This is a genomic window from Phaeobacter sp. JH20_34 (assembly GCF_048056095.1).
GTDB lineage: Bacteria > Pseudomonadota > Alphaproteobacteria > Rhodobacterales > Rhodobacteraceae > Phaeobacter > Phaeobacter bryozoorum.
Window position 1 is genome coordinate 90,738 of record NZ_JAYMWT010000016.1, and the last position, 21,349, is coordinate 112,086.

20 protein-coding genes are annotated in these 21,349 nt (G+C 60.8%); 7 read left to right on the plus strand and 13 right to left on the minus strand.

The window, feature by feature from the left end; genetic code table 11:
• Positions 1–15: 15 nt before the first annotated feature.
• The 5 genes from VWZ81_RS12070 to VWZ81_RS12090 all read right to left on the minus strand — a co-directional run bounded on the left by VWZ81_RS12070 (position 16) and on the right by VWZ81_RS12090 (position 5,321).
• The gene (locus VWZ81_RS12070; protein WP_416543253.1) at positions 16–1,098 is read right to left on the minus strand and encodes a hypothetical protein; all 1,083 of its coding nucleotides are present in this window, start codon (positions 1,096–1,098) and stop codon (positions 16–18) included.
• A 219-nt stretch (positions 1,099–1,317) separates the two neighbouring features.
• Positions 1,318–1,944: a class I SAM-dependent methyltransferase gene (locus VWZ81_RS12075; protein ID WP_340546762.1), complete on the minus strand. Its 627-nt coding sequence runs from the start codon at positions 1,942–1,944 to the stop codon at positions 1,318–1,320.
• Between the two features lie 18 nt (positions 1,945–1,962).
• A complete protein-coding gene (locus VWZ81_RS12080; RefSeq protein ID WP_260079953.1) occupies positions 1,963–2,715 on the minus strand; it encodes a CDP-alcohol phosphatidyltransferase family protein in 753 nt (250 codons plus the stop codon).
• A 351-nt stretch (positions 2,716–3,066) separates the two neighbouring features.
• Positions 3,067–4,275, minus strand: a complete 1,209-nt coding sequence (locus VWZ81_RS12085) for an aminopeptidase P family protein (protein WP_416543252.1) — start codon at positions 4,273–4,275, stop codon at positions 3,067–3,069.
• 260 nt (positions 4,276–4,535) lie between these two features.
• Positions 4,536–5,321, minus strand: coding sequence for an alpha/beta hydrolase (locus VWZ81_RS12090; protein WP_416541181.1), 786 nt, complete (start codon positions 5,319–5,321; stop codon positions 4,536–4,538).
• A 202-nt stretch (positions 5,322–5,523) separates the two neighbouring features.
• Between VWZ81_RS12090 and VWZ81_RS12095 the strand changes: the two genes are divergently transcribed.
• Complete coding sequence (locus VWZ81_RS12095) at positions 5,524–6,999, plus strand: NAD-dependent succinate-semialdehyde dehydrogenase (protein ID WP_340546759.1); 1,476 nt, start codon at positions 5,524–5,526, stop codon at positions 6,997–6,999.
• Between the two features lie 135 nt (positions 7,000–7,134).
• Positions 7,135–9,324: an esterase-like activity of phytase family protein gene (locus tag VWZ81_RS12100; protein ID WP_416543251.1), complete on the plus strand. Its 2,190-nt coding sequence runs from the start codon at positions 7,135–7,137 to the stop codon at positions 9,322–9,324.
• Between the two features lie 91 nt (positions 9,325–9,415).
• On the opposite strand, the gene VWZ81_RS12105 is transcribed toward VWZ81_RS12100, so the two are convergent.
• The 5 genes from VWZ81_RS12105 to VWZ81_RS12125 form a co-directional block, all read right to left on the minus strand.
• The gene (locus VWZ81_RS12105; RefSeq protein WP_340546757.1) at positions 9,416–9,874 is read right to left on the minus strand and encodes an Hsp20 family protein; all 459 of its coding nucleotides are present in this window, start codon (positions 9,872–9,874) and stop codon (positions 9,416–9,418) included.
• A gap of 243 nt (positions 9,875–10,117) precedes the next feature.
• Positions 10,118–10,957: a trypsin-like serine peptidase gene (locus VWZ81_RS12110; protein ID WP_416541178.1), complete on the minus strand. Its 840-nt coding sequence runs from the start codon at positions 10,955–10,957 to the stop codon at positions 10,118–10,120.
• A gap of 128 nt (positions 10,958–11,085) precedes the next feature.
• A complete protein-coding gene (gene glcF, locus VWZ81_RS12115; RefSeq protein ID WP_416543250.1) occupies positions 11,086–12,420 on the minus strand; it encodes a glycolate oxidase subunit GlcF in 1,335 nt (444 codons plus the stop codon).
• Between the two features lie 3 nt (positions 12,421–12,423).
• Entirely contained in the window at positions 12,424–13,524 is a 1,101-nt protein-coding gene (locus VWZ81_RS12120; protein WP_416543249.1) for an FAD-binding protein, read from the minus strand.
• Between the two features lie 86 nt (positions 13,525–13,610).
• Positions 13,611–15,059 (minus strand): FAD-linked oxidase C-terminal domain-containing protein, encoded by a 1,449-nt coding sequence (locus VWZ81_RS12125; RefSeq protein ID WP_416543248.1) that lies wholly within the window; start codon positions 15,057–15,059, stop codon positions 13,611–13,613.
• 91 nt (positions 15,060–15,150) lie between these two features.
• On the opposite strand from VWZ81_RS12125, the gene VWZ81_RS12130 reads away from it, so the two are divergent.
• Both VWZ81_RS12130 and VWZ81_RS12135 read left to right on the plus strand, forming a co-directional pair.
• Positions 15,151–15,903, plus strand: coding sequence for a DUF599 domain-containing protein (locus VWZ81_RS12130; RefSeq protein WP_416541176.1), 753 nt, complete (start codon positions 15,151–15,153; stop codon positions 15,901–15,903).
• A 36-nt stretch (positions 15,904–15,939) separates the two neighbouring features.
• Positions 15,940–16,308: a hypothetical protein gene (locus VWZ81_RS12135; protein WP_416543247.1), complete on the plus strand. Its 369-nt coding sequence runs from the start codon at positions 15,940–15,942 to the stop codon at positions 16,306–16,308.
• A gap of 46 nt (positions 16,309–16,354) precedes the next feature.
• Here the strand turns inward: VWZ81_RS12135 and rlmH are convergent, their stop codons facing one another.
• From rlmH to VWZ81_RS12150, 3 genes are all read right to left on the minus strand, one after another.
• Positions 16,355–16,825 carry a 23S rRNA (pseudouridine(1915)-N(3))-methyltransferase RlmH gene (gene rlmH / locus VWZ81_RS12140; protein WP_416538235.1) on the minus strand — a complete coding sequence of 157 codons (471 nt, stop codon included), beginning with the start codon at positions 16,823–16,825 and terminating at the stop codon, positions 16,355–16,357.
• An 84-nt stretch (positions 16,826–16,909) separates the two neighbouring features.
• On the minus strand, positions 16,910–17,278 hold the full coding sequence (gene rsfS, locus VWZ81_RS12145; RefSeq protein ID WP_340546750.1) for a ribosome silencing factor: 369 nt from the start codon (positions 17,276–17,278) through the stop codon (positions 16,910–16,912).
• Positions 17,279–17,492: 214 nt separating this feature from the next.
• Positions 17,493–18,893, minus strand: coding sequence for a mechanosensitive ion channel family protein (locus VWZ81_RS12150; RefSeq protein ID WP_340546749.1), 1,401 nt, complete (start codon positions 18,891–18,893; stop codon positions 17,493–17,495).
• A gap of 236 nt (positions 18,894–19,129) precedes the next feature.
• On the opposite strand from VWZ81_RS12150, the gene VWZ81_RS12155 reads away from it, so the two are divergent.
• From VWZ81_RS12155 to leuD, 3 genes are read left to right on the plus strand one after another with little or no spacing between them, the layout of a single operon-like run.
• Positions 19,130–19,228, plus strand: a complete 99-nt coding sequence (locus VWZ81_RS12155; RefSeq protein ID WP_241770621.1) for an isopropylmalate isomerase — start codon at positions 19,130–19,132, stop codon at positions 19,226–19,228.
• A 55-nt stretch (positions 19,229–19,283) separates the two neighbouring features.
• Positions 19,284–20,687 carry a 3-isopropylmalate dehydratase large subunit gene (leuC, locus tag VWZ81_RS12160; RefSeq protein ID WP_416534593.1) on the plus strand — a complete coding sequence of 468 codons (1,404 nt, stop codon included), beginning with the start codon at positions 19,284–19,286 and terminating at the stop codon, positions 20,685–20,687.
• A 12-nt stretch (positions 20,688–20,699) separates the two neighbouring features.
• Positions 20,700–21,305, plus strand: a complete 606-nt coding sequence (gene leuD / locus VWZ81_RS12165; protein ID WP_416534594.1) for a 3-isopropylmalate dehydratase small subunit — start codon at positions 20,700–20,702, stop codon at positions 21,303–21,305.
• The last annotated feature ends 44 nt before the right edge of the window (positions 21,306–21,349 follow it).

A 21,349-nucleotide genomic window follows, 5' to 3' on the forward strand; every position in this document is an offset into this window, starting at 1 on the left:
ATGGAAAACGCAACTTCACCCCCCATACAGGTTCTTGTCGTGCTTCTCGACAATCGTCGCAAACCGGCGAGCAAAGCGTTCATCGGCCTTGGCCTTCTTCTCCAGCACGTCGCGGGCGAACACCATGTTGTCCTCGTGGCTTTCCAGCATGTCGGCCATCTTCTGGTTGGTCGCGGTGCCGATCGCCGCCATTGCGGTCTGGGCTTCTTTATCTGTCTGCACCCCGATCTCGTTGATCCGGTGCGCCACATCCTGCTGCTGCGCGGTCTTCAGCGATTTGGTCAGCGCGTCATACAGCACCACCCGCTGCTGGGTGTCCGTCTGCAGCTTGTTGATCAGCACCATCTGCGTCGCCGCCTGGTTTTGCAGGGAGTCGACCCAGGTCTTGCCCTTCTCGATATAGCGCTCCAGCGTCTGGGATTTCGCCAGTTTTACCTGCTCGTCCTGCACCATCGCGTTGTATTTTGCGTTGATCTCCGCCAGCTCTGTCTCCAGCTTGGTGCGTGCCGCAGCGTCCTGCTCAACAGAGATTTTGTTCTCGAGCTCGATGATCTGCGGGTCCAGCGCCACAATCTCTGCACGCACGCCTTCCAACTCCTGCACCGTCAACTCGCGGTCGTCCAGAGTGACCGAGAGGTTCACCTGTACCTTCTCGCGCTGCTCTTCCAGAGTGGCCAGCTGGCCCTCCAAGAGTTTCACGATGACGTCGGATTTGGCGATCAGATCCTGAAGCTTGTCGTCGATACTGGCGGTGCGCATCCGCTCCTGGCGCATCGAGTCCGATTTGCCCTTGGAGAAGAAGCCGACAAAGCTCTCCCAGCCGGTTTTCGAGCGCATCTCGTCGAAATCTCTGGAGAAGGCTGTTGTCACATCGTCGAGGCCCATGATCAGCTCGGCGATATTGGCGTTCATCACCTCGGTGTGGGCGTGAACATCCTCCAGCGTCGCGTTTTCGATGTCGATGCTGGCATCCTCGCCCGCCTCGATCTTGCTACGCGCCACCTCGATGCGCGAGGTCAGCGCCTCGATCTTGGATTGCGACTCGCGCACCTTGTCCTGGGAGGCGCGTACCATCTCGTCAAATTGTGATTGGCTCATAAAGTGCCCTTTCTGCAATGTCTTATGTGTCATATGGGGAATGTGAACAGAATTTACATCCCCCGGATAAAGAAAACCCGACTGCCGTGCCGTCATCAGGCACCAGACATCAGGCCGGTTGGCGATAGTTTTGCAGAGCCACCCCGCAATGAAAAGACCGACCGGCTCCCCGATCGGTCTTTGCCGTCAGATGACGCCCCCACCGTGCGGCATGGCGGCTCAGACGGACTGAATTTTGGACAGCACCAGAAACGTCATCAGGCCAAAGGGCGGCAAGGGCTGATGATGCTCAACGGACAAATGATCTTCACCGAGGATCGTGTCGAGTTCAAAATCCGAATGCCAGCCCAGCACATTGGCAAAGGGCGCCGAAACCCGTTCAATGAAGGCCAGCACCCCCTGTTCGCGCAGAAAATGATTGGTGATGACAACCTTGCCCCCGGGCTTGAGGACACGGGCAATCTCGCCCATCACCTTCTCTGGATCGGGTACAACCGACAGGACATGCATGGCAGAAACGGTGTCGAAGGTGGCATCGGGGAAATCGAGCGCGCGCGCATCCATCTGGCGCAGTGCCTCGACATGATGCAGCTTATTTTCGGCGACACGTTTTTTCGCCTTGCGCAGCATGTCTTCGCTGAAGTCGATACCGGTGACTTTCAGGTGGGATTTGTAGAGCGGCAGAGAGAGGCCGGTGCCAACGCCCACCTCCAGAACCCGACCGCTGCGATGTTCGTTGACGTACCCAACAGCGCGGCGGCGGCCGACATTGGTGATCGCCCCGAAGGTCTTGTCATAAACGGGCGCCCAACGGGCATACGACGTTTCAACAGCCTTTATATCCAATTCTCCACCCTTACTCTTTTATGCGCCGGTCTCCGGCGTTTTCCTCTTAACCAATCCCCAGGCCACCATCGCGGCATACCCAAGGCACAGGATCACCAACGTAATCCATGCGTAAATCAGGACGGCTGCCCCCGCAAAGGCAAAACCGACCAGAAAGTACTTCACGTTTTCGCGCGAAATTTTGACAGCCTTCAGCGACCAGGTTGGCACATGGCTGATCATAAGCAATCCAATGACAACCATGTGAAGGCAAATCAGAATGTCCGGGACCACCGGCGCGTCGGCGAAGGCAAATGAGATGAACATCGGCAGCATGGCCAGTAGCGCCCCCGCCGGAGATGGGACGCCTTCGAAATAGACGCTTTTTGCGGTGACTTTCTGCTCGGACTTGGTGGAGACATTAAAGCGCGCCAGACGCACCACGCAGCAGACCGAGAACACCAGCACCGCGAGCCAGCCGAGGCCGCGCATATCCTGCAATGCCCAATAGTAGATCACCAGCGGTGAGGCGACGCCGAAGTTGAGGAAATCCGCCAGCGAATCGAGCTCAGCGCCCATCTTGCTGTCGCTGCGCAGGATACGCGCCAGACGCCCGTCAAACCCGTCAAGGATCGCAGCCGCCAGGATCAGCTGAACCGCCAGCGTGTAATTGCCCTGCACCCCAAAGCGGATCGCAGACAGCCCCGCACAGATGGCCGCGATGGTCATCATGTTCGGCAACAGCTGGATCAGCGCATATTCGGATTTTCGCTTCTCCGGGGGGTGGTGCATGGCTGTGATATGTCCTTGTTCACGACCGGGATCCACCGCAGCCCCGCACAAGCCGGGAACCGGGCGTGATCGCTGGATCAGATGTCGCCTTAGCGCACATATGCCTCATGCCGGACGCCAGCGCAATCTTTGCGACACACCGGTCCGGTCTGACGGCAGGATCATCCGACACCCGCAGCGAAGACGCGCGGCACCCCGCCGCTCGCAGATCGGGGGAGACCTTCGAAAGTGCGATGTGGCACCGTGCCTTGCACGGTGCCACGCCCAACTGGGACGGCCTCCCTTCGGGAGGCGGGGAGCAGGCGGGAGCACTCGCCTGCCGACAATATTTCAGCCCATCCAGCGCCGGGGTCAGCCGACGACGTTGAACTCCGGCCCGTAGGGGTATTTGGTGATGTTCTCGTTGCCATCTTCGTGGATGATCAGGATGTCATGCTCACGGTAGCCGCCGGCGCCGGGCTGGCCGTCGGCGATGGTCAGCATCGGCTCCATAGAAATCACCATGCCCGGCTCCAGCACCGTGTCGATGTCCTCGCGCAACTCCAGCCCGGCCTCGCGGCCATAGTAGTGCGACAGGACGCCGAACGAGTGACCATAGCCGAAGGTGCGGTATTGCAGCAGGTCCTGTTCCTCAAAGAAGGCATTGATCTGATGAGTGATCTCCGCACAGCTTGCCCCCGGTTTCAAGAGCGAGATGCCCAGCTCATGAGCCGCCACATTGGCCTCCCAGATGCGCAGCGAGTCGGCATCCACCTCCTTTACAAACATGGTCCGCTCCAGCGCGGTGTAATATCCTGAAATCATCGGGAAAGTATTCAGGGAAAGGATATCTCCGCGCTGCAGGGTGCGACCGGTCACCGGGTTATGGGCGCCATCGGTGTTGATGCCGGACTGGAACCAGACCCAGGTATCGCGGTATTCGGCATCCGGGTAACGCTTGGCAATCTCCAGCTCCATCGCGTCACGGCCCGCCATCGCCACGTCAATCTCCCGCGCGCCTTCCCTGACCGCGTCGCGGATGGCAAAGCCGCCGACGTCCGCCACCGCAGCACCGGCCCGGATCATCTCCAGTTCAGCTGCGGATTTGCCCATCCGCTGGCGCATGGTCGGCTCATAAAGGTCCACCAGCTGCGACGGCTTCAGGAAGCCCTCCAGCTTGGCCTTCTGCAGCAGGGTCAGGTGGTCGCTCTCATAGCCGACCACCACGCCCTCGCCGCTTACCGACTTGATGGCACGCCAGAAATTGTCACGCTGCCAGTCGGTATAGGTGATGTTGTCGCAGAACGAACGACGCCAGGGCTGGCCCGCGTCGATACCTGCCGAGATGGTTACGGCTTCGCTTGCGGTCACCACCAGACCGTAGGGGCGGCCAAAGGCGCAATAGGTGAAGCCAGAGTAGTAGGAGATGTTGTGCATCGAGGTGAAGACCGCGGCGGACACACCGGTGTCTGCCATGATCTTGCGCAGGCCTGCGATCCGCGTCTCATATTCGGAGACGGCAAATTGCAGCGGTGCCTTTTCACCATTGTGAAAACGATACATTTCAGGACGTGAAGTCATAGTCGACCCTTCCATCTTACAAGAAAGGTCCCGGCGTTCAGGACGTGTTTTTTGAGATCAATCATGGGCAATATGCTGTGCATGCGGCGACGCCATCGCCTTACCCGTAACACCACGATAGGCCGAGCGCCACCACGGCGCTGGTTCGAAATCACCAGCTATCGCCCAAAAGCGACCTCGACACGGGCTGCCGAAACGCCCCCTGGAAAGATAAGGGCCGCAAATTTCTGCGGCCCGGTTATCGCGATCTTTCGGATCGGCTACCTGGTCAGCAGCTTCACCAGATCGCTTTCAGGATCGGCCAGCGGTTCGACCACGTTGAAATGGTGCTTGCCAAAGGCGATCACGTGATCTGCGTCCCAGGCTTCGGTGAGCCAGACCGCCTGATCCAGAAACGCCGGGCGTTCTTCACCGCCAACCCAGACGGTGACCTCCGCCGGATAGCGGTCCTGCATATCCACCGGGCTTTCCGCCGCCGCACTGGCTGCCTCCATCTTGAACTTGTCGTTCATCGAGGTCCGCAGAAGCGGTCTCAGATCCGCAAGAGGCGAAATCGGCACAACCGTCTGGATGCGCTCCCCCACCTCGGCGGGCAGCAGCGCCCTGTCCAGCATCCGCGCCACCAGATGCCCCCCAGCCGAATGCCCGGCCAGCGAGATCGGGCCGGGCACCTCTGCTGCAATGGCCGTCACCGCCGCCGCAATCTGGCGGGTGATATCGGCAATGCGCACCTCGGGGCAGAGGTCATAAGAGGGCATGGCGACAGCGTAGCCATGGGCCAGCGCCCCGACCGCAAGATGGGACCAGCTGGATTTGTCAAAGGCGAGCCAATAGCCGCCATGGACAAAGACAAGGAGACCCCTGCTCTCTCCTTTCGGGAAGAACAGGTCATATTTCTGGCGTTCGCTGTCCCCATAGGAGACGTCAATACGCGACCGCTCCCGCATGGCGTTGCGGAAATCCTCGGCCGAGGCCGCCCAGCGTGGCGGATAGCTTTCAGCGTTCTCAATATAGGCCCCGTTGGAATATGCGTCGTCCAGTTCCATGCCGGACCTCCCCTTTTTTGGTATTTGCCCTACCTGACTACCTTGGGTCGGACATGTCAAACGGCCCACGGCAACCGGCGGCGCAATAGCGAGCCACATACCGCCGGTATATTTGATCAAATTCTGGACTCATCACTCTTTCTGGACATATCAAGTGACAGCTGATTTCCATTCCCAGCAAACGACATCCGGGAGGCAAGCCATGCTTGACGCGACTACAGATCTGAAATCCCTGCTCAAAGACCCCAGCCTGCTGGAAAGCCGGGCCTATATCGGCGGCCAGTTCGTTGATGGCGACGACGGCACCTTTGACGTGATCAACCCGGCCCGTGGCGATGTGATCGCGCAGGTGGCCGATGTCAGCCGCAGCCAGGTGGCAGGCGCCATCGCCCAGGCAGAGGCGGCGCAGAAGGACTGGGCCAAATGGACCGGCAAGGAGCGCGCGGGCGTGCTGCGCAAATGGTTCGACCTGATGATGGCAAACCAGGAGGATCTGGCGGTGATCCTGACCGCCGAGATGGGCAAGCCTCTGGCGGAATCGCGCGGCGAAATCGCCTATGGCGCATCGTTCATCGAGTTCTTCGCCGAGGAAGCCAAACGCATCTATGGCGAGACTATTCCGGGCCACCAGCGTGACAAGCGCATCACCGTTCTGAAACAGCCGATCGGCGTTGCAGCCTCCATCACGCCGTGGAATTTTCCCAATGCGATGATTACCCGCAAGGCGGGCCCGGCGCTGGCGGCTGGCTGCGCCTTTGTCTCCCGCCCCGCCGAGCTGACCCCGCTGTCGGCGACCGCTCTGGCGGTTCTGGCGGAGCGCGCCGGCATTCCTGCTGGTGTGTTCAATGTCGTCCCCTCCTCCAATGCGTCTGAGACCGGCAAGGAGTTCTGCGAGAACAAAGCCGTGCGCAAGCTGACCTTTACCGGCTCCACCGAGGTTGGTCGTATCCTGATGCGGCAGGCGGCAGATACCGTCATGAAATGTTCGATGGAACTGGGCGGCAACGCGCCATTTATCGTGTTTGACGATGCCGATCTCGACGCGGCTGTCGAAGGCGCGATCATGTGCAAATTCCGCAACAACGGCCAGACCTGTGTCTGTGCCAACCGGATCTACGTGCAGGCCGGTGTCTATGACGCCTTTGCTGCCAAGCTGAAGGAGGCCGTGGCCAAGATGACGGTTGGTGATGGCCTGACTGAGGGCACACAGTTCGGGCCGCTGATCAACCAGAAAGCTGTCGAAAAAGTGCAGGCCCATATTGCCGATGCCAAGGAAAAAGGCGCAGAGGTGATCCTGGGCGGCAATCCTTCGGAGCTGGGCGGCACCTTCTTTGAGCCGACGATCATCACCGGCGCCACACAGGATATGGTGTTCTCTCAGGACGAAACCTTTGGCCCGATGGCACCTCTGTTTAAATTCGAGACCGAGGACGACGTGATCGAGATGGCCAATGATACCATCTTTGGCCTTGCCTCCTATTTCTATGCCAAGGATCTGAGCCGGGTCTACAAGGTGGCCGAAGCGCTGGAATACGGGATTGTCGGCGTTAACACCGGCATCATCTCGACCGAGGTGGCGCCGTTTGGCGGCGTCAAGCAATCGGGACTGGGCCGAGAGGGCAGCCACCATGGCATTGAGGACTATCTGGAGATGAAATACATCTGCATGTCGGTCTGATCCGCGACATAGGGCCCCGGCAGATCGCTGTCGGGGCCTTCTTGCATCATCAAAACTACATCGAACCGTCACATTCCCGTTAGGCAGAACGGGCAGGAGCATGGGCAGTCAATTGTCCAACTTTCGGAGTAGCCGATGTTTCCGCGTCTCATGTGCCTGACTTCTGTGCTGGCCCTCACCGCTGGTGTCGCCCAGGCAGAGAAATCCTTTAACCGCGTCGCCGCCTTTCCCGTCGTCCAGAATATGGCCGCCGGTGAGGATCAGACGCGCGAGACCTCGCCCGAGATCATCGACGCCACAGCGGATGGCATGACGCTGGTCTATACCGACAGCCCGCTGGGCGCGCTGGGGCTGATTGATATCACCGACCCGGCCAATCCGTCCCCCAAGGGCAATATCGCCCTGCCAGGTGAGCCGACATCGGTCGCGGTTGTTGGCAGCACGGCCTATGTGGGCGTGAACACCTCTGAGAGCTACACGCAGCCCTCGGGCCTTCTGACATCCTTTGACACGGAAACAGGCGCTGAAACCGGATCCTGCGACCTGGGTGGTCAGCCGGATTCACTCGCCAAGTCCAAAGATGGCGCCTTCCTCGCCGTGGCGATCGAAAACGAGCGGGACGAGGATCTGAATGATGGCATGCTGCCGCAGATGCCTGCGGGCAATCTGGTGCTGGTGAACACCACCGAGGGAGGCCTTGATTGCGCGTCGATGAAGATGGTGAACCTGACAGGCCTTGCTGACATCGCAGGCGAGGACCCGGAACCAGAGTATGTCTCTGTGAATGGGCTGGGGGAAAGCGTCGTCACCCTTCAGGAGAACAATCATCTGGTGATCGTCTCCAGGGACGGCGAGATCGTGAACAATTTCTCGGCAGGGGCTGTCGATCTGGAGGGTATCGACGCCACGGACGAACGCGGTGCACTGATCTTTGAAGAGAACCAGAAGGGTCGCCTGCGCGAACCGGATGCGGTGACCTGGATTGATGACGCCCATTTCGCCACCGCAAACGAAGGCGACTATCAGGGCGGATCGCGCGGCTGGACGATCTTTAACAAGGACGGCACCGTCGTCTATGACAGTGGCACTTCCTTCGAACATGCAATCGTGCAGATCGGCCACTACCCTGACAAACGCTCTGACGCCAAAGGAGTGGAACCCGAAAGCGTGATCTTCGCGGAGTTCGACTGCACACCCTATGTATTTGTCGGGGCTGAGCGGGCGTCTGTTGTCGGCGTCTACGATGTCAGCGATCTTGCCAACCCGGTGCTGACACAGCTCTTGCCCTCGGGCGTCGGCCCGGAAGGCTACGCTGTACTGCCTGAGCGCAATCTGCTGGTCTCCGCCAATGAAAAGGACCTGATCGACGACAAGGGCCCCCGCGCCCACGTGATGATGTACGCGCTACAGGATGGCGCGCCGGTCTATCCGCATCTGACCTCTGCCGGGGCGGATGAACTGATCGGCTGGGGCGCGCTATCGGGCATGGTCGCGGATGCCGATGGCATGATCTACGCGGTCAACGACAGTTTCTATGGCTTCCAGCCCTCGATCTTCAAGATTGACCCCAGCCAGACACCGGCCCGCATCGTCGATGTGATCCGCATCCATCGGCAGGACGGCAACCCCGCCCAGAAACTGGATCTGGAAGGCATTACGCTTGACGGCGCAGGCGGCTTTTACGTGGCCTCCGAAGGCCGCAGCGATCGCGTCATCCCGCACGCGATCTATCACGTTTCCAAGGATGGTCTGATAAAGGCAAAGACGGGTGAAATCGGTCTGCCCGCCGAACTGATGGCGGTTGAAAAACGCTTTGGCTTTGAAGGCATCACCAGGATCGGCGAGACGCTCTGGATGGCGGTTCAGCGCGAGTGGAAAGACGATCCCAAGAACCACGTCAAACTTGTGGCCTACAATCTGGAAACCAAGGAATGGGGGGCGGTCCATTATCCCAAGGCTGAGCCGCAGACCGGCTGGACCGGCCTGTCGGAGATCGTGGCGCATGGCGATTATGTCTATGTGATCGAACGCGACAACCAGCATGATTTCCGCGCCATCACCAAGAAGATCTACCGCATTCCGCTGGCTGAGATGCAGCCTGCACCGCTGGGCGGCGATCTGCCGGTTGTCAGCAAGGAGCTGGTCCGCGATCTGCTGCCCGATCTGACCGCAACCGGTGGCTACGTGCTGGACAAGGTCGAAGGCCTCGCGATCACTGCCGAGGGAGAAGGCTTTGTCGTGACGGACAACGACGGCGTCGATGATGCCTCCGGCGAGACCATGTTCTTCTCCATCGGGATGGTCAGCCAGCTCAAGGTGAACTGAGCCGACTCCCGACACAAAATCAAACAGCCCCCCGGCGGATCCGGGGGGCTGTTGTGTTTCTGGATTGACCGAACTCAGCGATCAGCGCGGATCAGTTGACCGGTTTGGCGTCCAATTCGCGGGTCTTGTTTGAGGTGATCTCGATCCGGCGCGGCTTCAGCGCCTCGGGCACCTCGCGCTGCAGGTCGATATGCAGCATCCCGTCGGAATGGCTGGCGCCGGTGACGCGCACGTGGTCGGCCAAGGTGAACCGGCGCTCAAACGCGCGGGTCGCGATACCGCGATGCAGGTAGGTGCGGTCGCTGTCATCCTCGGATTTCTTGGCCGAAACGACGAGCGCGTTTTCCTTCACCTCGACACCCAGATCGGCTTCGGAGAAGCCCGCAACGGCAATCGAGATCCGATAGGCATCAGCGGCGGTTTTTTCGATATTGTAAGGGGGATAGCTCGGCTGCGCGACATCAGAGCTGAGTGCACGATCCATCAGGTCGGCGATCTGGTCAAAGCCAATGGTGGCCCGGTGCAGCGGTGCAAAATCAAAACTACGCATGTGTCATCCTCATCAGTGAGCGATTTCAACCTGCCCTCCCAATCGGGACGGGCGTCTGAAGCGTCGGACCCCGTTCATCGGCGATCCGAACAGCACTGAGATAAGGACTGGAATTGCCGGTTCAAGAGGGCGTCCACCCTCTGGGGCGCACAAATTTCTCAGCTTTCATCCGGTTGCCGACAGCCGCCGAAATGCGCCTGAACCGCCGATCTACCGACCGGCTGCGGCCAGCGGCGCGAAATCTCATTGCTTGATGAACTTGGCCCCTGAGGTCGTACCCCGTTCGCCCACAGTTACACGCCCGACACCGGGCGGCATCTGGCCACCGATCCGGCTTCCGGCCAGCTGCGCGCGCAACAGCGCCAGTTCCTCAGCCAGGGCGGCCCCGAGTGCAACCTGCTGGCCTGAGACCTCGGCCTTGGCAGAGACGACCGACACAATCTTGGGCCGACCGGCATCAAAGGAAAACACCGGCGCACCGGAGGAGCCGTAGTCCACATCGCAGGACATCACCAGCACCCCCTCCTGCCGGGCCATGACGGCACAGACATCCTGAAGCGACGGCGCCTCCGATCGGTCATGCGCATAAGAGACAACGCCAATCCGGGCGCCTTTCTCCGGGCGCTGGTCGGTTTCAAACGGGGTCACTGTGGTGTTGCGGATCGGTCGTTGCAGCTGCAGGAGTGCGATATCGTTGCGCACCCTGTCGGTCGACACCTTGCCATCGTAGATGTAGCTTGGATGGATCACCGCCTGACGCACGCTGCGGTAGGCCGAGGCCCGACCATTGCGCCACCCGGCGAGAAATTCGATGGTCTGTGGCTCGATCCGGGTGCGGCTGTCGCGATCATATAGGCAATGCGCTGCCGTCAGCACCAGATCCGGCGCGATCAGCGCACCGGTACAGAACCCTTCGCCATTGACGTCCAGCCGACCAACCGCCTGCCAGTCACGGCCCGCCTCTGTGGTTTCGAGGCGCTGGAGACGGCTGTCATCGGCAAGCGTTGCCGAGGGCACAGCAACGCCCGACAGCGCAGCTGCCAGCGACAGCACCAGCTGCCTGATCCGTATTCCCGCGCTCATCATTTCGCCGCCCCATGTCCCAATCGCTCGCCTCCGAGGGTAAGCACTGCTTGGGGCAAAATTACGGCAAGCGGACTTGGAATGCACCCGGGCAGTTTGGCGCCTGCGGCGGCTTCTTGCCGACCGCGTCAGCGCAAGATCGGGATCTCACCGGCCCGTGTGTCAGTGACGCTACCGCCCAGCTGGAGCGCGCGCGGCTTGGGCCCGCCTGTCGCCCAGTCCAACAGCTCAACAGTGTGCACGATAGGCAGCTCAGTACCCGATCCGATCTGCATCATGCAGCCAATATTCCCGGCCGCGATGAGATCCGGTTTCTTCGCCTCAAGCGTCTTGACCTTGCGCGCCTTCAGCTCTGCCGAAATTTCCGGCTGCATCAGATTGTAAGTTCCGGCCGACCCGCAGCACAGATGTGGATCCGCAGGTTCAACAATAGAGAAACCTGCCCGTTTCAGAAGGGTCTTGGGGTGGGTTTTGATCTGCTGGCCATGTTGCAGTGAACAGGCCGCGTGATAGGCCACGGTCAGCTGCTTGTCCTCACCTTCTGGCAGTTCCAGCTGCATCAGCAGTTCCGATATGTCCATGGCAATGGCCGACACCCGCGCCGCATCTGCCGCCAGAGGATCATTTCGGAACATATGCCCGTAGTCCTTCACCGTCGTGCCGCAACCGGAGGTGTTGATCACAATCGCATCGAGGCCCTTCCAGTCCATCTCTGTGCACCAGGCGCGGATGTTCTTGGCAGCGGTGGCATGGCTTTCGTCTTCGCGACCCATGTGATGTGTCAGCGCCCCGCAGCACCCCGCCCCTTCGGCGACGACAACCTCGCAGCCGAGACGGCGTAACAGGCGTATCGTGGCATCATTGATATCGGTGTTGAGCGCCTTCTGCGCGCACCCGGTCATCAGGGCCACGCGTTTCTTGCGCGGTCCAATTGGTGCAAATCGCTGCGGATCATCGTTGCGGCTGACCGGCGGAATGCGCTTCGGCGCCATGTCCAGCATCGCCCGCAATCGCGCGTCGGGCACCAATGCACGAAACGGCCGTGCCAGCTTCGCCCCGACGAGCGCCAGCCGGAAGCGGCCGGGATAGGGCAGGATCCGCGCCAGCAGCCAGCGCAGGGCACGATCGCTCCAGGGCCGGTCATAGTGTTTTTCGATATAGGCACGGGCGTGATCGACGAGATGCATGTAATGCACACCCGACGGGCAGGTCGACATGCAGGCGAGGCAGGACAGGCAGCGGTCGATGTGCTTCACCGTCTTGGCGTCGGGCTTGCGCTCGTTCTCCAGCATGTCCTTGATCAGATAGATCCGTCCGCGCGGGCTGTCCAACTCATCGCCGAGAACCTGATAGGTCGGGCAGGTCGCCGTGCAAAAGCCGCAGTGCACACAGGTCCGCAGAATCTCATTGGCCCGCTGGGTGCCGGGATCGCGCAGTTGCTCTTCGGTAAACGTGGTTTGCATGATCTACCCCATCAGTCCCGGATTAAGAATGCCGCGCGGATCGAACTGCTGGCGCAGCCCCGCAGATATCGCACCAAGCGTGGCAGGTTGCGGATGAAATTGTCCCAGCTGCTGCCGGGTTTGAGCAGACGCCCGCACCAGCGTTGCATGGCCCGGCACGCCGATCCGCGCCCGCAGGTCAGTCCCCTCGGGCACCAGCGCCCAGATCAGCCCGCCGCCCCAGTCAAACTGCAAAGCCTCCGCCCGCAGCGCGGGCGCCAGCGCCACCGCGTCGGAGGGTTTCACCGAAATACGCCAGACATCGCCCGGTTTGTCGTGGAAAGCTGCCACATCGCGAACCCCCTCCCACAATGCGGTGCTCTCACCAAGAGAGATCTCCGGGGCGCCAAATCCAGCCAACTCCTTCGCCAGGGCTTCGGCACGGTAGGCAACGGAGGCCTCAAACCCCTCAAGCCGGATATAGGCCCTTCGCGCATCCGGATCATAGGCGGCCCCGGTCACATCATAAGGAGAGCCCAGCGCAACCGACATGGCCGCCACTGCTGTTGCCAGATCGACGACGTCAACCGCCACGGTTCCGCAGGCTTCAGCCTTGGGCAAGACTTTCAACGACAGCTCACTCAACACACCCAGGGTGCCATGGGCACCGGCCATCAGCTTGACCAGATCATAGCCGGTGACATTCTTCATGACCCGGCCACCGTTGCTCAGCACGTCACCGCGGCCGTCCACAAACCGCACCCCCAACAGGAAATCGCGCGCCGCACCACATTGGATGCGGCGGGGACCGGAGATATTGGCGGCAAACACACCACCCATAGTGGGCGCGCCATCGGTTCCAAGCAGTCCGCGATGGTCCATCGGCTCAAAGGCGAGGCGCTGGTTTTCACCTGCCAGGATCTGCTTCACCTCCCCAACCGGTGTGCCCGCCTGCACAACAAGCGTCAACGCTCCCGGCTCGTAAAGGGTGACACCGCTCAACCCCGCGACCGACAGCGGCGCGCCGTTGTCGGCGATACCGCGGGTGCCGCCGCCTCGGATACTCAAAGGCCCCTTGGCCCCCGCAATAATCTCGGCCAGTTCGGCCTCACTCTGAGGTGTCATGATTTCACCTTTTCAAAAATACTCTGGGGGTGTGGGGGCAAGGCCCCCGCAACAGGCCCGCATCGGGGCCTATCGACTACCATCTGTTACTGAGCCGCGATTGCGGGCGCGCGTCTGCTTTGCGTTGTGGACAGCGGGAACACTTTCGCCGGGTTGAGCAGCCATTTCGGATCGAACACATCTTTCACCCGCAGCTGCGCCTCGATATCGGCGGGCCGGTATTGATGCAGCATCAGATCGCGCTTTTCGATCCCCACGCCATGCTCTCCGGTGAGGCATCCGCCCACCTCCACACAGAGCTTCAGGATTTCGGCGCCAAAGGCTTCGCAGGTCTCCAGATCGCCGGGCTTGTTGGCATCGAACAGGATCAGCGGGTGCATATTGCCATCGCCCGCATGGAACACATTGGCAACGTCCAGTCCGAACTCCCGGCTCATTTCCCCAATGCGGCGCAGGACAAGCGGCAGCGCGGTGACAGGGATCGTGCCATCCAGACACATATAGTCGTTGATCTGCCCCATCGCCCCGAAGGCCGATTTTCGGCCCAGCCAGATCCGCGCGGCCTCGTCGCTGTCACGCGCCTCGCGCAGCTCCACCGGATTGTGCGAACGGGCTATCTCGGTGATCAGGCTCAGCTGGAGTTCAATTTCCGCATCGCTGCCTTCGACCTCGATGATCAACAGCGCCTCGCACATCGGGTAACCCGCCTTGGCAAAGGCCTCGCAGGCCTCGATGCAGGGCCGGTCCATGAATTCGATCGCAACCGGCAGAACCCCTGCCCTGATGATATCGCTGACGCAGGCCCCCGCCACCTCGTTGCTGTCATAACCGATCAGCACCGGGCGCGCGCCTTCGGGTTTGCGCAGGATCCGCAGGGTCGCCTCGGTCACCACGCCCAGCTGCCCTTCACTGCCGCAGATCACCCCCAGCAGATCCAGCCCGCCCGCATCCAGATGGGCGCCGCCGATCTCGACCACCGTGCCATCCATCATCACCATGGTGACACCCATGAGGTTGTTGGTGGTCACACCGTATTTGAGACAATGCGCGCCACCGGAGTTCATCGCGATATTGCCGGCGATGGCGCAGGCCAGCTGCGAGGACGGATCAGGAGCATAAAAGAAATCCTGTTCCTCCACCGCGCCCGAAACACTCAGGTTGGTGCGGCCGGTTTGCACCCGGATAATGCGGTTGTCGTAATCCGTTTCCAGCACCGCGTTCATCCGCGCGACGCCCAGAAGGACACAATCGGCCGTTGGCAGCGCCCCGCCGGCCAGCGACGTCCCGGCCCCGCGCGGGACCACCGGCACGCCTGCCTCGTGGCAGATCCGCAGCACATCCGAGACCTCTTGCGTGCTCCGCGGCAGCACCACCAGCATCGGCGGGCATTTGTAGGCGGTCAGCGCATCACATTCGTAGGCCCGCGTCTCTGCGGGATCTTCGACCAGAGCATCCGCAGGCAGCACGGCAGAAAGACGCGAAACAAGTTCAGCCTTGCGCGACAGGACGGTCTGATCCGGGGCTGGCATCTCCATGGGGCTCTCCTGTGGATTGCTAAATTTGGTAAACTAATATTACCAATTATCCGATCTGGCAAGCCCCGAGTTCCGGAGGTAGGGTCGAGCCATGACACTGCTTGACCGTATCGCCCTGTTTTCGCCCCTAGATCTGGCGGCCTGCCTGTTGTTGATGCTCTGCTGGATCGGCATCGGCTGGCGCATTGAACACGCCACTTCGGAGCATCCCTCGGTCTCTGGCCTGATGGCCGAGTTCCGCCATGCCTGGATGATTCAGATGGTGCAGCGTGATCCCCGCATCTTTGACGCCCAGCTGATCGCAAATCTGCGACAAGGCAGCGCGTTCTTTGCCTCTGCCTCGATGATCGCCATCGGCGGAGGGCTGGCACTGATCGGCAATACCGATCAACTGGCCGGTGTGGCGCAGGATCTCAGTCTGGAGAGCGCGCCTGCCTTTGTCTGGGATGTCAAAATCCTTTTGGTGCTGTTGCTGTTGTCCAATGCGTTCCTGAAATATGTCTGGGCGCATCGGCTGTTCGGCTATTGTTTTGTGCTGATGGCCGCTGTGCCCAATACCGACGCCGACCCCCGTGCCTATCCCCGCGCGCGACAGGCAGCAGACCTGAGCATCACGGCCGCGCGCAGTTTCAACCGCGCCATGCGGTCCACCTATTTCGCGCTCGCCGCCGTGGCATGGCTGATCGGACCATGGGCGCTGGTTGCGGCGACAATCGTGACCTTTGCGGTGCTTTATCGGCGGGAATTTGCCTCGCAGTCCCGCCAGATTCTGCAGCGGGTCCCAGCAAACGCGACCCCACCCTTAAACGAACCCTCAGGATCCGCTGCCAACACAGAGTTGTGACATTACCGCGGCAGGCTTCGGACCTATGCTCGCGCCATGACAAAACTCTTCGCCTTGCTCGTGGCGGTAAGCCTGCCTGCGGCGGCGCTGGCCGATGATCCGCAAATAACTGATGCTGTCGCGCAGCAGACAGCTGGCAGCTGGCGCATCAGCGTCACCCTGCGCCACCCCGATACCGGCTGGGGTCACTATGCCGACGGCTGGCGGGTGCTCGATATGGACGGGAATGTGCTGGGCCTGAGGGAACTGGCGCATCCGCATGTCAACGAACAGCCATTCACCAGATCACTGGCCGGGGTGGCGATACCAGACGGGCTGGACAGCGTCCTCATTCAGGCGCGCTGCAATGTCGACGGCTGGGCTGAGACGACATATACGCTCCGCCTGACCTGCACCTCATGCTGAACACCGCGCGGTGGCCGGTGCCTGCGCACCAGACGCTCTGCGCCTGCTAAACCCGGTGATAGGGGCTGCCCGCCAGTATGGTTGCGGCACGATAGACCTGTTCTGCCAGCAGCACCCGCACCAGCATATGCGGCCAGACCATCTTGCCCAATGAAATTGAAAAATCGGCTTCAGCGCGCAGGCTCGGATCAATGCCGTCCGCCCCGCCGATCACAAAAGCAACATCCTGACGGCCGGTATCGCGCCAATCAGACAGACGTTTGGAGAAATCCGGCGAGCTGAGCAGCTTGCCACGCTCGTCCAACACGCAGATGACAGCCCCCTTGGGGATTGCCTTGCGCAGCAGTTCCGCCTCAGCGGCCATGCCTGCGTTTTTCTTGTCCTCAACTTCAACGATCCGGCAGGGACCCAGACCCAGCGCACGACCGGTACGGTCAAAACGCTCGATATAATCGTCGATCAGCTGCTTTTCCGGGCTGGCCCTGAGGCGCCCGACCACACAGAAATGGAGTCGCATGAGGAACTTTCGATACGGGTCCGCGCCAGACGCAAAGGACGAGCTGCGCGGACCGATCTCTTGGAACCGGATCCCGTCGCTGGATCAGTTCTCGCTCTGGGCTGGTGACGTGCCTGCGGGCAACCACATTTTTTCGAGCTGATAGAATTCGCGCACTTCCGGGCGGAACAGATGGACGATGATATCGCCGGTATCGATCAGCACCCAGTCGCCGGTGTCCTTGCCTTCGACCTTGCAGACCATGCCATAGTCTTGCTTCAGGCGGTCGGCCAGCTTTTCAGCCATCGACGCCACCTGACGGGTCGAGCGACCCGAGGCGATGACCATATGGTCGCCAATAGCCGTTTTGCCGCGCAGGTCGATCTGCACAACATCTTCGGCCTTGTCGTCATTCAGCGAGGAAAGAACACGCGCCAGCAGCTCGTCGCTGGTTGGCTGTGATGTGGTAGCCATTACGGCCACTCCGCGACCAGCATCTGGGGCCGCCTGAGGTTCGGGTGACAGGACATTGTCCTCCTTGTAGCGCGCCGCCGGTCCCCCGGCGCTGGGGTTGAGTTAATGTAGCAAGCTACAAGCGGTTTTTCAATGAAGCTTGATGGTCGGCGGCTATGCGTCTTGTGCAGGCGTGAAAGCAGCGCGAAACGCATGGTCGGGCGGCCGGGTGATGTCAGTCCTGAATTGGCCGCGCGGCGGCTTCTGGGCCTGCCCCCGAACCATCCACTGTGCCGCCGCCCCGCCGTGCCTCCGTATCCTGCATTGCGACCGGCAGTGCGTCGTTCAGGACGCGCACTTCCCGTTGTGGGAAAGGTATGGAGATTCCGGCGCCTTTAAAGGCGTCCCAGAGCGCCAGATAGACATTGCCGCGAATATTCGTCAGACCGCCGGTCGGATCGCTGATCCAGAAACGCAGGACGTAATCCACGCTGCTGTCGCCAAAGCCGACGATGTGGCAGACGGGGGCACGCTTGCCACCGCTGAGCACCCGACCCACCGTTTTTGTGGCCTCGATGGCGACGCGGCGCACCTCATGCGGGTCATCATTGTAACCGGTGCCAAAATTCAGATCGAGCCGTACGAATCGGTCCGAATGGGACCAGTTGACCACCTGGCTGGTGATAAAATCCTCGTTCGGGATCAGATATTCACGCCCGTCGCGGGTCACCACGGATACGTAACGGGCGCCAAGCGCATTGATCCAGCCAAAGGTCTCGCCCAGCGAAATCACATCACCCGGTTTGATCGACCGGTCCATCAGGATGATGATTCCCGAGACCAGGTTCGACACCACTTTTTGCAGGCCGAACCCGATACCGACACCGATCGCGCCGGACAGGACTGCGAGCCCGGTAAGATCGAATCCGATGGCGCGAATGCTGAACAGCAAAGCCAAACCATAGAGCACAACCTGCACAGCCTTGCCCATCAGGACCTGCATCGACGGCGAGATATCCTCGTTCCGGCGCAAGCCACCGGCTGCGGCCTGCGTCCCGAGCCGCGCCATCGTCAGCAGCACCGCCCCCAGAACACAGGCTTTCAGGACCGCAAGCAACGACAGGTGCATGGACCCGATATCCAGCGCGACCCCATCGAGGAACTGCGCCACGTCATCGACAAGGTTGAGCGCGACCAGCGTGGCGTAGATCCACAGCGACCATGTCACCAGGCGGCGCAATGTCCGGTTATGCACGAATCGGGCCAGAAACCCGATCATCAGCCAGGCCACCCCCAGCGTTGCCGCAACACCGATCAGGTAACTTCGCGAGGGCCAGGTCATCTGCTGCATGACGACATAGGTGCCCCAGCAAAGAATAACGAAGTAAATCAGGGTGATGCGCCGCAGTACCTGCACCAGAACCCGCAAGCGCCACTTGGGCCAGCCGCTTCTGGATCTGGCCCAGCGGTCCCAGCCCGGCTGCGTCACGAGCCTCAGAACATAGGCGACGATGAAGAGACATATGATGATGGCGATCTGATACTGCCGCCAGCCGGGCGTCAGCCCCAACTCCACGACATGCAGGATCTGATCCCAAAGCGTGACCACCGTTGCTGGCAGTTCCAGTTCTTCCATGACGCGCCTCCTGCTTTTCAGGATGCCGATAGAGACCTGCCAAAAGCAAGGGGTCGCGGCCAGGCCTGTCAAAGATTTGGTTGTTTTTGCAACGCGGTAGGTCCGCCCACCCGGCGACAGGAGCTTCATTGACCGCCATTGGCACGACGCGCGCCGGGCGAATGGCGCGGTCATGACGGGCTGGCCGCTCAGAACGAATCTTGATTGCCGTGGCGTAGCGCGGTATCCCAGCGCTCATGACGCTCGTTTTGGCCCATCATATCGAACTGCAAGACCGCGCGCGCCTGCGCGAACGGTTCTTTGGCGCCGCCCGCACGGTTCTGGCGCGGCTATAAGGCTGCCGCCAAGCCCTTTTGCCAGCTACATTCCAAAAACTACGGGAGAGGACTCATGTCCCCCAAGACGCTCTACGATAAAATCTGGGATGCGCATGTCGCGCATGAAGCAGAGGATGGCACCTGCCTGCTCTATATCGACCGCCACCTGGTTCACGAAGTGACCAGCCCGCAGGCGTTCGAAGGCCTGCGCATGGCGGGTCGCAAGGTGCACGCGCCTGAAAAAACCATCGCGGTGCCGGACCATAACGTGCCGACCACACTGGACCGTGCCAAAGGCATCGAAAACGAGGAAAGCCGCATCCAGGTCGAGGCGCTCGACAAGAACGCCCGCGAATTCGGCGTGCATTACTACCCGGTGGATGACATTCGCCAGGGCATCGTGCATATCGTTGGCCCGGAACAGGGTTGGACCCTGCCCGGCATGACCGTGGTCTGCGGCGACAGCCACACCGCCACCCACGGTGCCTTCGGCGCGCTGGCACATGGCATCGGCACCTCCGAGGTGGAGCATGTGCTGGCCACCCAGACGCTGATCCAGAAAAAGTCCAAGAACATGAAGGTGGAGATCACCGGCAAGCTGAAGCCGGGTGTGACTGCCAAGGACATCACCCTGGCGGTGATCGGCGAGACCGGCACCGCCGGCGGCACCGGCTATGTCATCGAATACTGCGGTGAAGCGATCCGCGACCTGTCGATGGAAGGCCGCATGACCGTCTGCAACATGGCAATCGAAGGCGGCGCTCGCGCGGGCCTGATCGCACCGGACGAGACCACCTTTGACTATGTCAAAGGTCGCCCGCACGCCCCGAAGGGCGCCCAGTGGGAAGCGGCGCTGAACTGGTGGAAGACGCTTTACACCGACGAGGGCGCTCATTTCGACAAGGTCGTCACCCTGAAGGGCGAAGATATCGAGCCGGTTGTGACCTGGGGCACCAGCCCTGAGGACGTGCTGCCGATCACCGGCGTGGTGCCGAACCCCGAGGATTTCGAGGGCGGCAAGGTTGAAGCCGCGCGCCGCTCGATCGAATACATGGGGCTGACCCCCGGCCAGAAGCTCACTGACATCGAAATCGACACCGTGTTCATCGGCTCCTGCACCAATGGCCGCATCGAAGATCTGCGCGCTGTTGCCGAGGTGGTGAAGGGCAAGAAGATCAAGGAAGGCATGCGGGCGATGATCGTACCGGGTTCCGGTCTGGTGCGCGCTCAGGCCGAGGAGGAAGGCCTGGCCGAGATCTTTGCCGAGGCCGGGTTTGAATGGCGCCTTGCGGGTTGTTCCATGTGTCTGGCTATGAACCCCGATCAGCTGTCCGAGGGCGAGCGTTGCGCCGCCACTTCGAACCGCAACTTCGAGGGGCGTCAGGGCTACAAGGGCCGCACACATCTGGTGTCGCCTGCCATGGCTGCCGCTGCCGCGCTGACCGGCAAGCTGACCGATATTCGCGAGCTGATGTAAGGAATACGCCCAATGGATAAGTTTCAAAAACTCACCGGCGTCGCCGCACCGATGCCGCTCGTCAATATCGATACCGACATGATCATCCCGAAGGTGTTTCTGAAGTCCATTCAGCGCACCGGGTTTGGCAAGAATCTTTTCGATGAGATGCGCTACAACCGCGATGGGTCTGAGATTGCGGATTTCGTACTGAACAAGCCGCAGTATCGCAACGCCGAGATTCTGGTTGCAGGCGACAACTTTGGATGTGGCTCCTCGCGCGAACATGCGCCCTGGGCGATCAAAGATTTCGGTATCAAATGCGTGATCTCGACCTCCTTTGCGGACATCTTCTACAACAACTGCTTCAAAAACGGGATCCTGCCCATCGTATTGCCGCAGGAGCAGGTTGATCTGCTGATGAAGGACGCGGAGAAGGGTGAGAATGCCCGTATGACCGTGGATCTGGAAGCACAGGAAATCACCACCTCCGACGGCGAAGTCGTCGCATTTGAAGTCGACGTTCACCGCAAGCACTGTCTGCTGAACGGGCTGGATGATATCGGCCTGACCTTGGAAAAATCCGCGTCCATCGCCAGCTTTGAAGACAAGGCCGCGCAGGAGCGCCCCTGGGTCTGACCCGACGGTTCAAACCGACTATGCACAGAAAAGCCGCCCCGCAT

Coding starts and splice junctions, on each gene's coding strand:
- VWZ81_RS12070 (WP_416543253.1), bottom strand. CDS start 1,098: ATGAGCCAATCACAATTTGACGAGATGGTACGCGCCTCCCAGGACAAG.
- VWZ81_RS12080 (WP_260079953.1), bottom strand. CDS start 2,715: ATGCACCACCCCCCGGAGAAGCGAAAATCCGAATATGCGCTGATCCAG.
- VWZ81_RS12085 (WP_416543252.1), bottom strand. CDS start 4,275: ATGACTTCACGTCCTGAAATGTATCGTTTTCACAATGGTGAAAAGGCA.
- VWZ81_RS12090 (WP_416541181.1), bottom strand. CDS start 5,321: ATGGAACTGGACGACGCATATTCCAACGGGGCCTATATTGAGAACGCT.
- VWZ81_RS12095 (WP_340546759.1), top strand. CDS start 5,524: ATGCTTGACGCGACTACAGATCTGAAATCCCTGCTCAAAGACCCCAGC.
- VWZ81_RS12100 (WP_416543251.1), top strand. CDS start 7,135: ATGTTTCCGCGTCTCATGTGCCTGACTTCTGTGCTGGCCCTCACCGCT.
- VWZ81_RS12105 (WP_340546757.1), bottom strand. CDS start 9,874: ATGCGTAGTTTTGATTTTGCACCGCTGCACCGGGCCACCATTGGCTTT.
- VWZ81_RS12110 (WP_416541178.1), bottom strand. CDS start 10,957: ATGAGCGCGGGAATACGGATCAGGCAGCTGGTGCTGTCGCTGGCAGCT.
- glcF (WP_416543250.1), bottom strand. CDS start 12,420: ATGCAAACCACGTTTACCGAAGAGCAACTGCGCGATCCCGGCACCCAG.
- VWZ81_RS12120 (WP_416543249.1), bottom strand. CDS start 13,524: ATGACACCTCAGAGTGAGGCCGAACTGGCCGAGATTATTGCGGGGGCC.
- VWZ81_RS12125 (WP_416543248.1), bottom strand. CDS start 15,059: ATGGAGATGCCAGCCCCGGATCAGACCGTCCTGTCGCGCAAGGCTGAA.
- VWZ81_RS12130 (WP_416541176.1), top strand. CDS start 15,151: ATGACACTGCTTGACCGTATCGCCCTGTTTTCGCCCCTAGATCTGGCG.
- VWZ81_RS12135 (WP_416543247.1), top strand. CDS start 15,940: ATGACAAAACTCTTCGCCTTGCTCGTGGCGGTAAGCCTGCCTGCGGCG.
- rlmH (WP_416538235.1), bottom strand. CDS start 16,825: ATGCGACTCCATTTCTGTGTGGTCGGGCGCCTCAGGGCCAGCCCGGAA.
- rsfS (WP_340546750.1), bottom strand. CDS start 17,278: ATGGCTACCACATCACAGCCAACCAGCGACGAGCTGCTGGCGCGTGTT.
- VWZ81_RS12150 (WP_340546749.1), bottom strand. CDS start 18,893: ATGGAAGAACTGGAACTGCCAGCAACGGTGGTCACGCTTTGGGATCAG.
- VWZ81_RS12155 (WP_241770621.1), top strand. CDS start 19,130: ATGACGCTCGTTTTGGCCCATCATATCGAACTGCAAGACCGCGCGCGC.
- leuC (WP_416534593.1), top strand. CDS start 19,284: ATGTCCCCCAAGACGCTCTACGATAAAATCTGGGATGCGCATGTCGCG.
- leuD (WP_416534594.1), top strand. CDS start 20,700: ATGGATAAGTTTCAAAAACTCACCGGCGTCGCCGCACCGATGCCGCTC.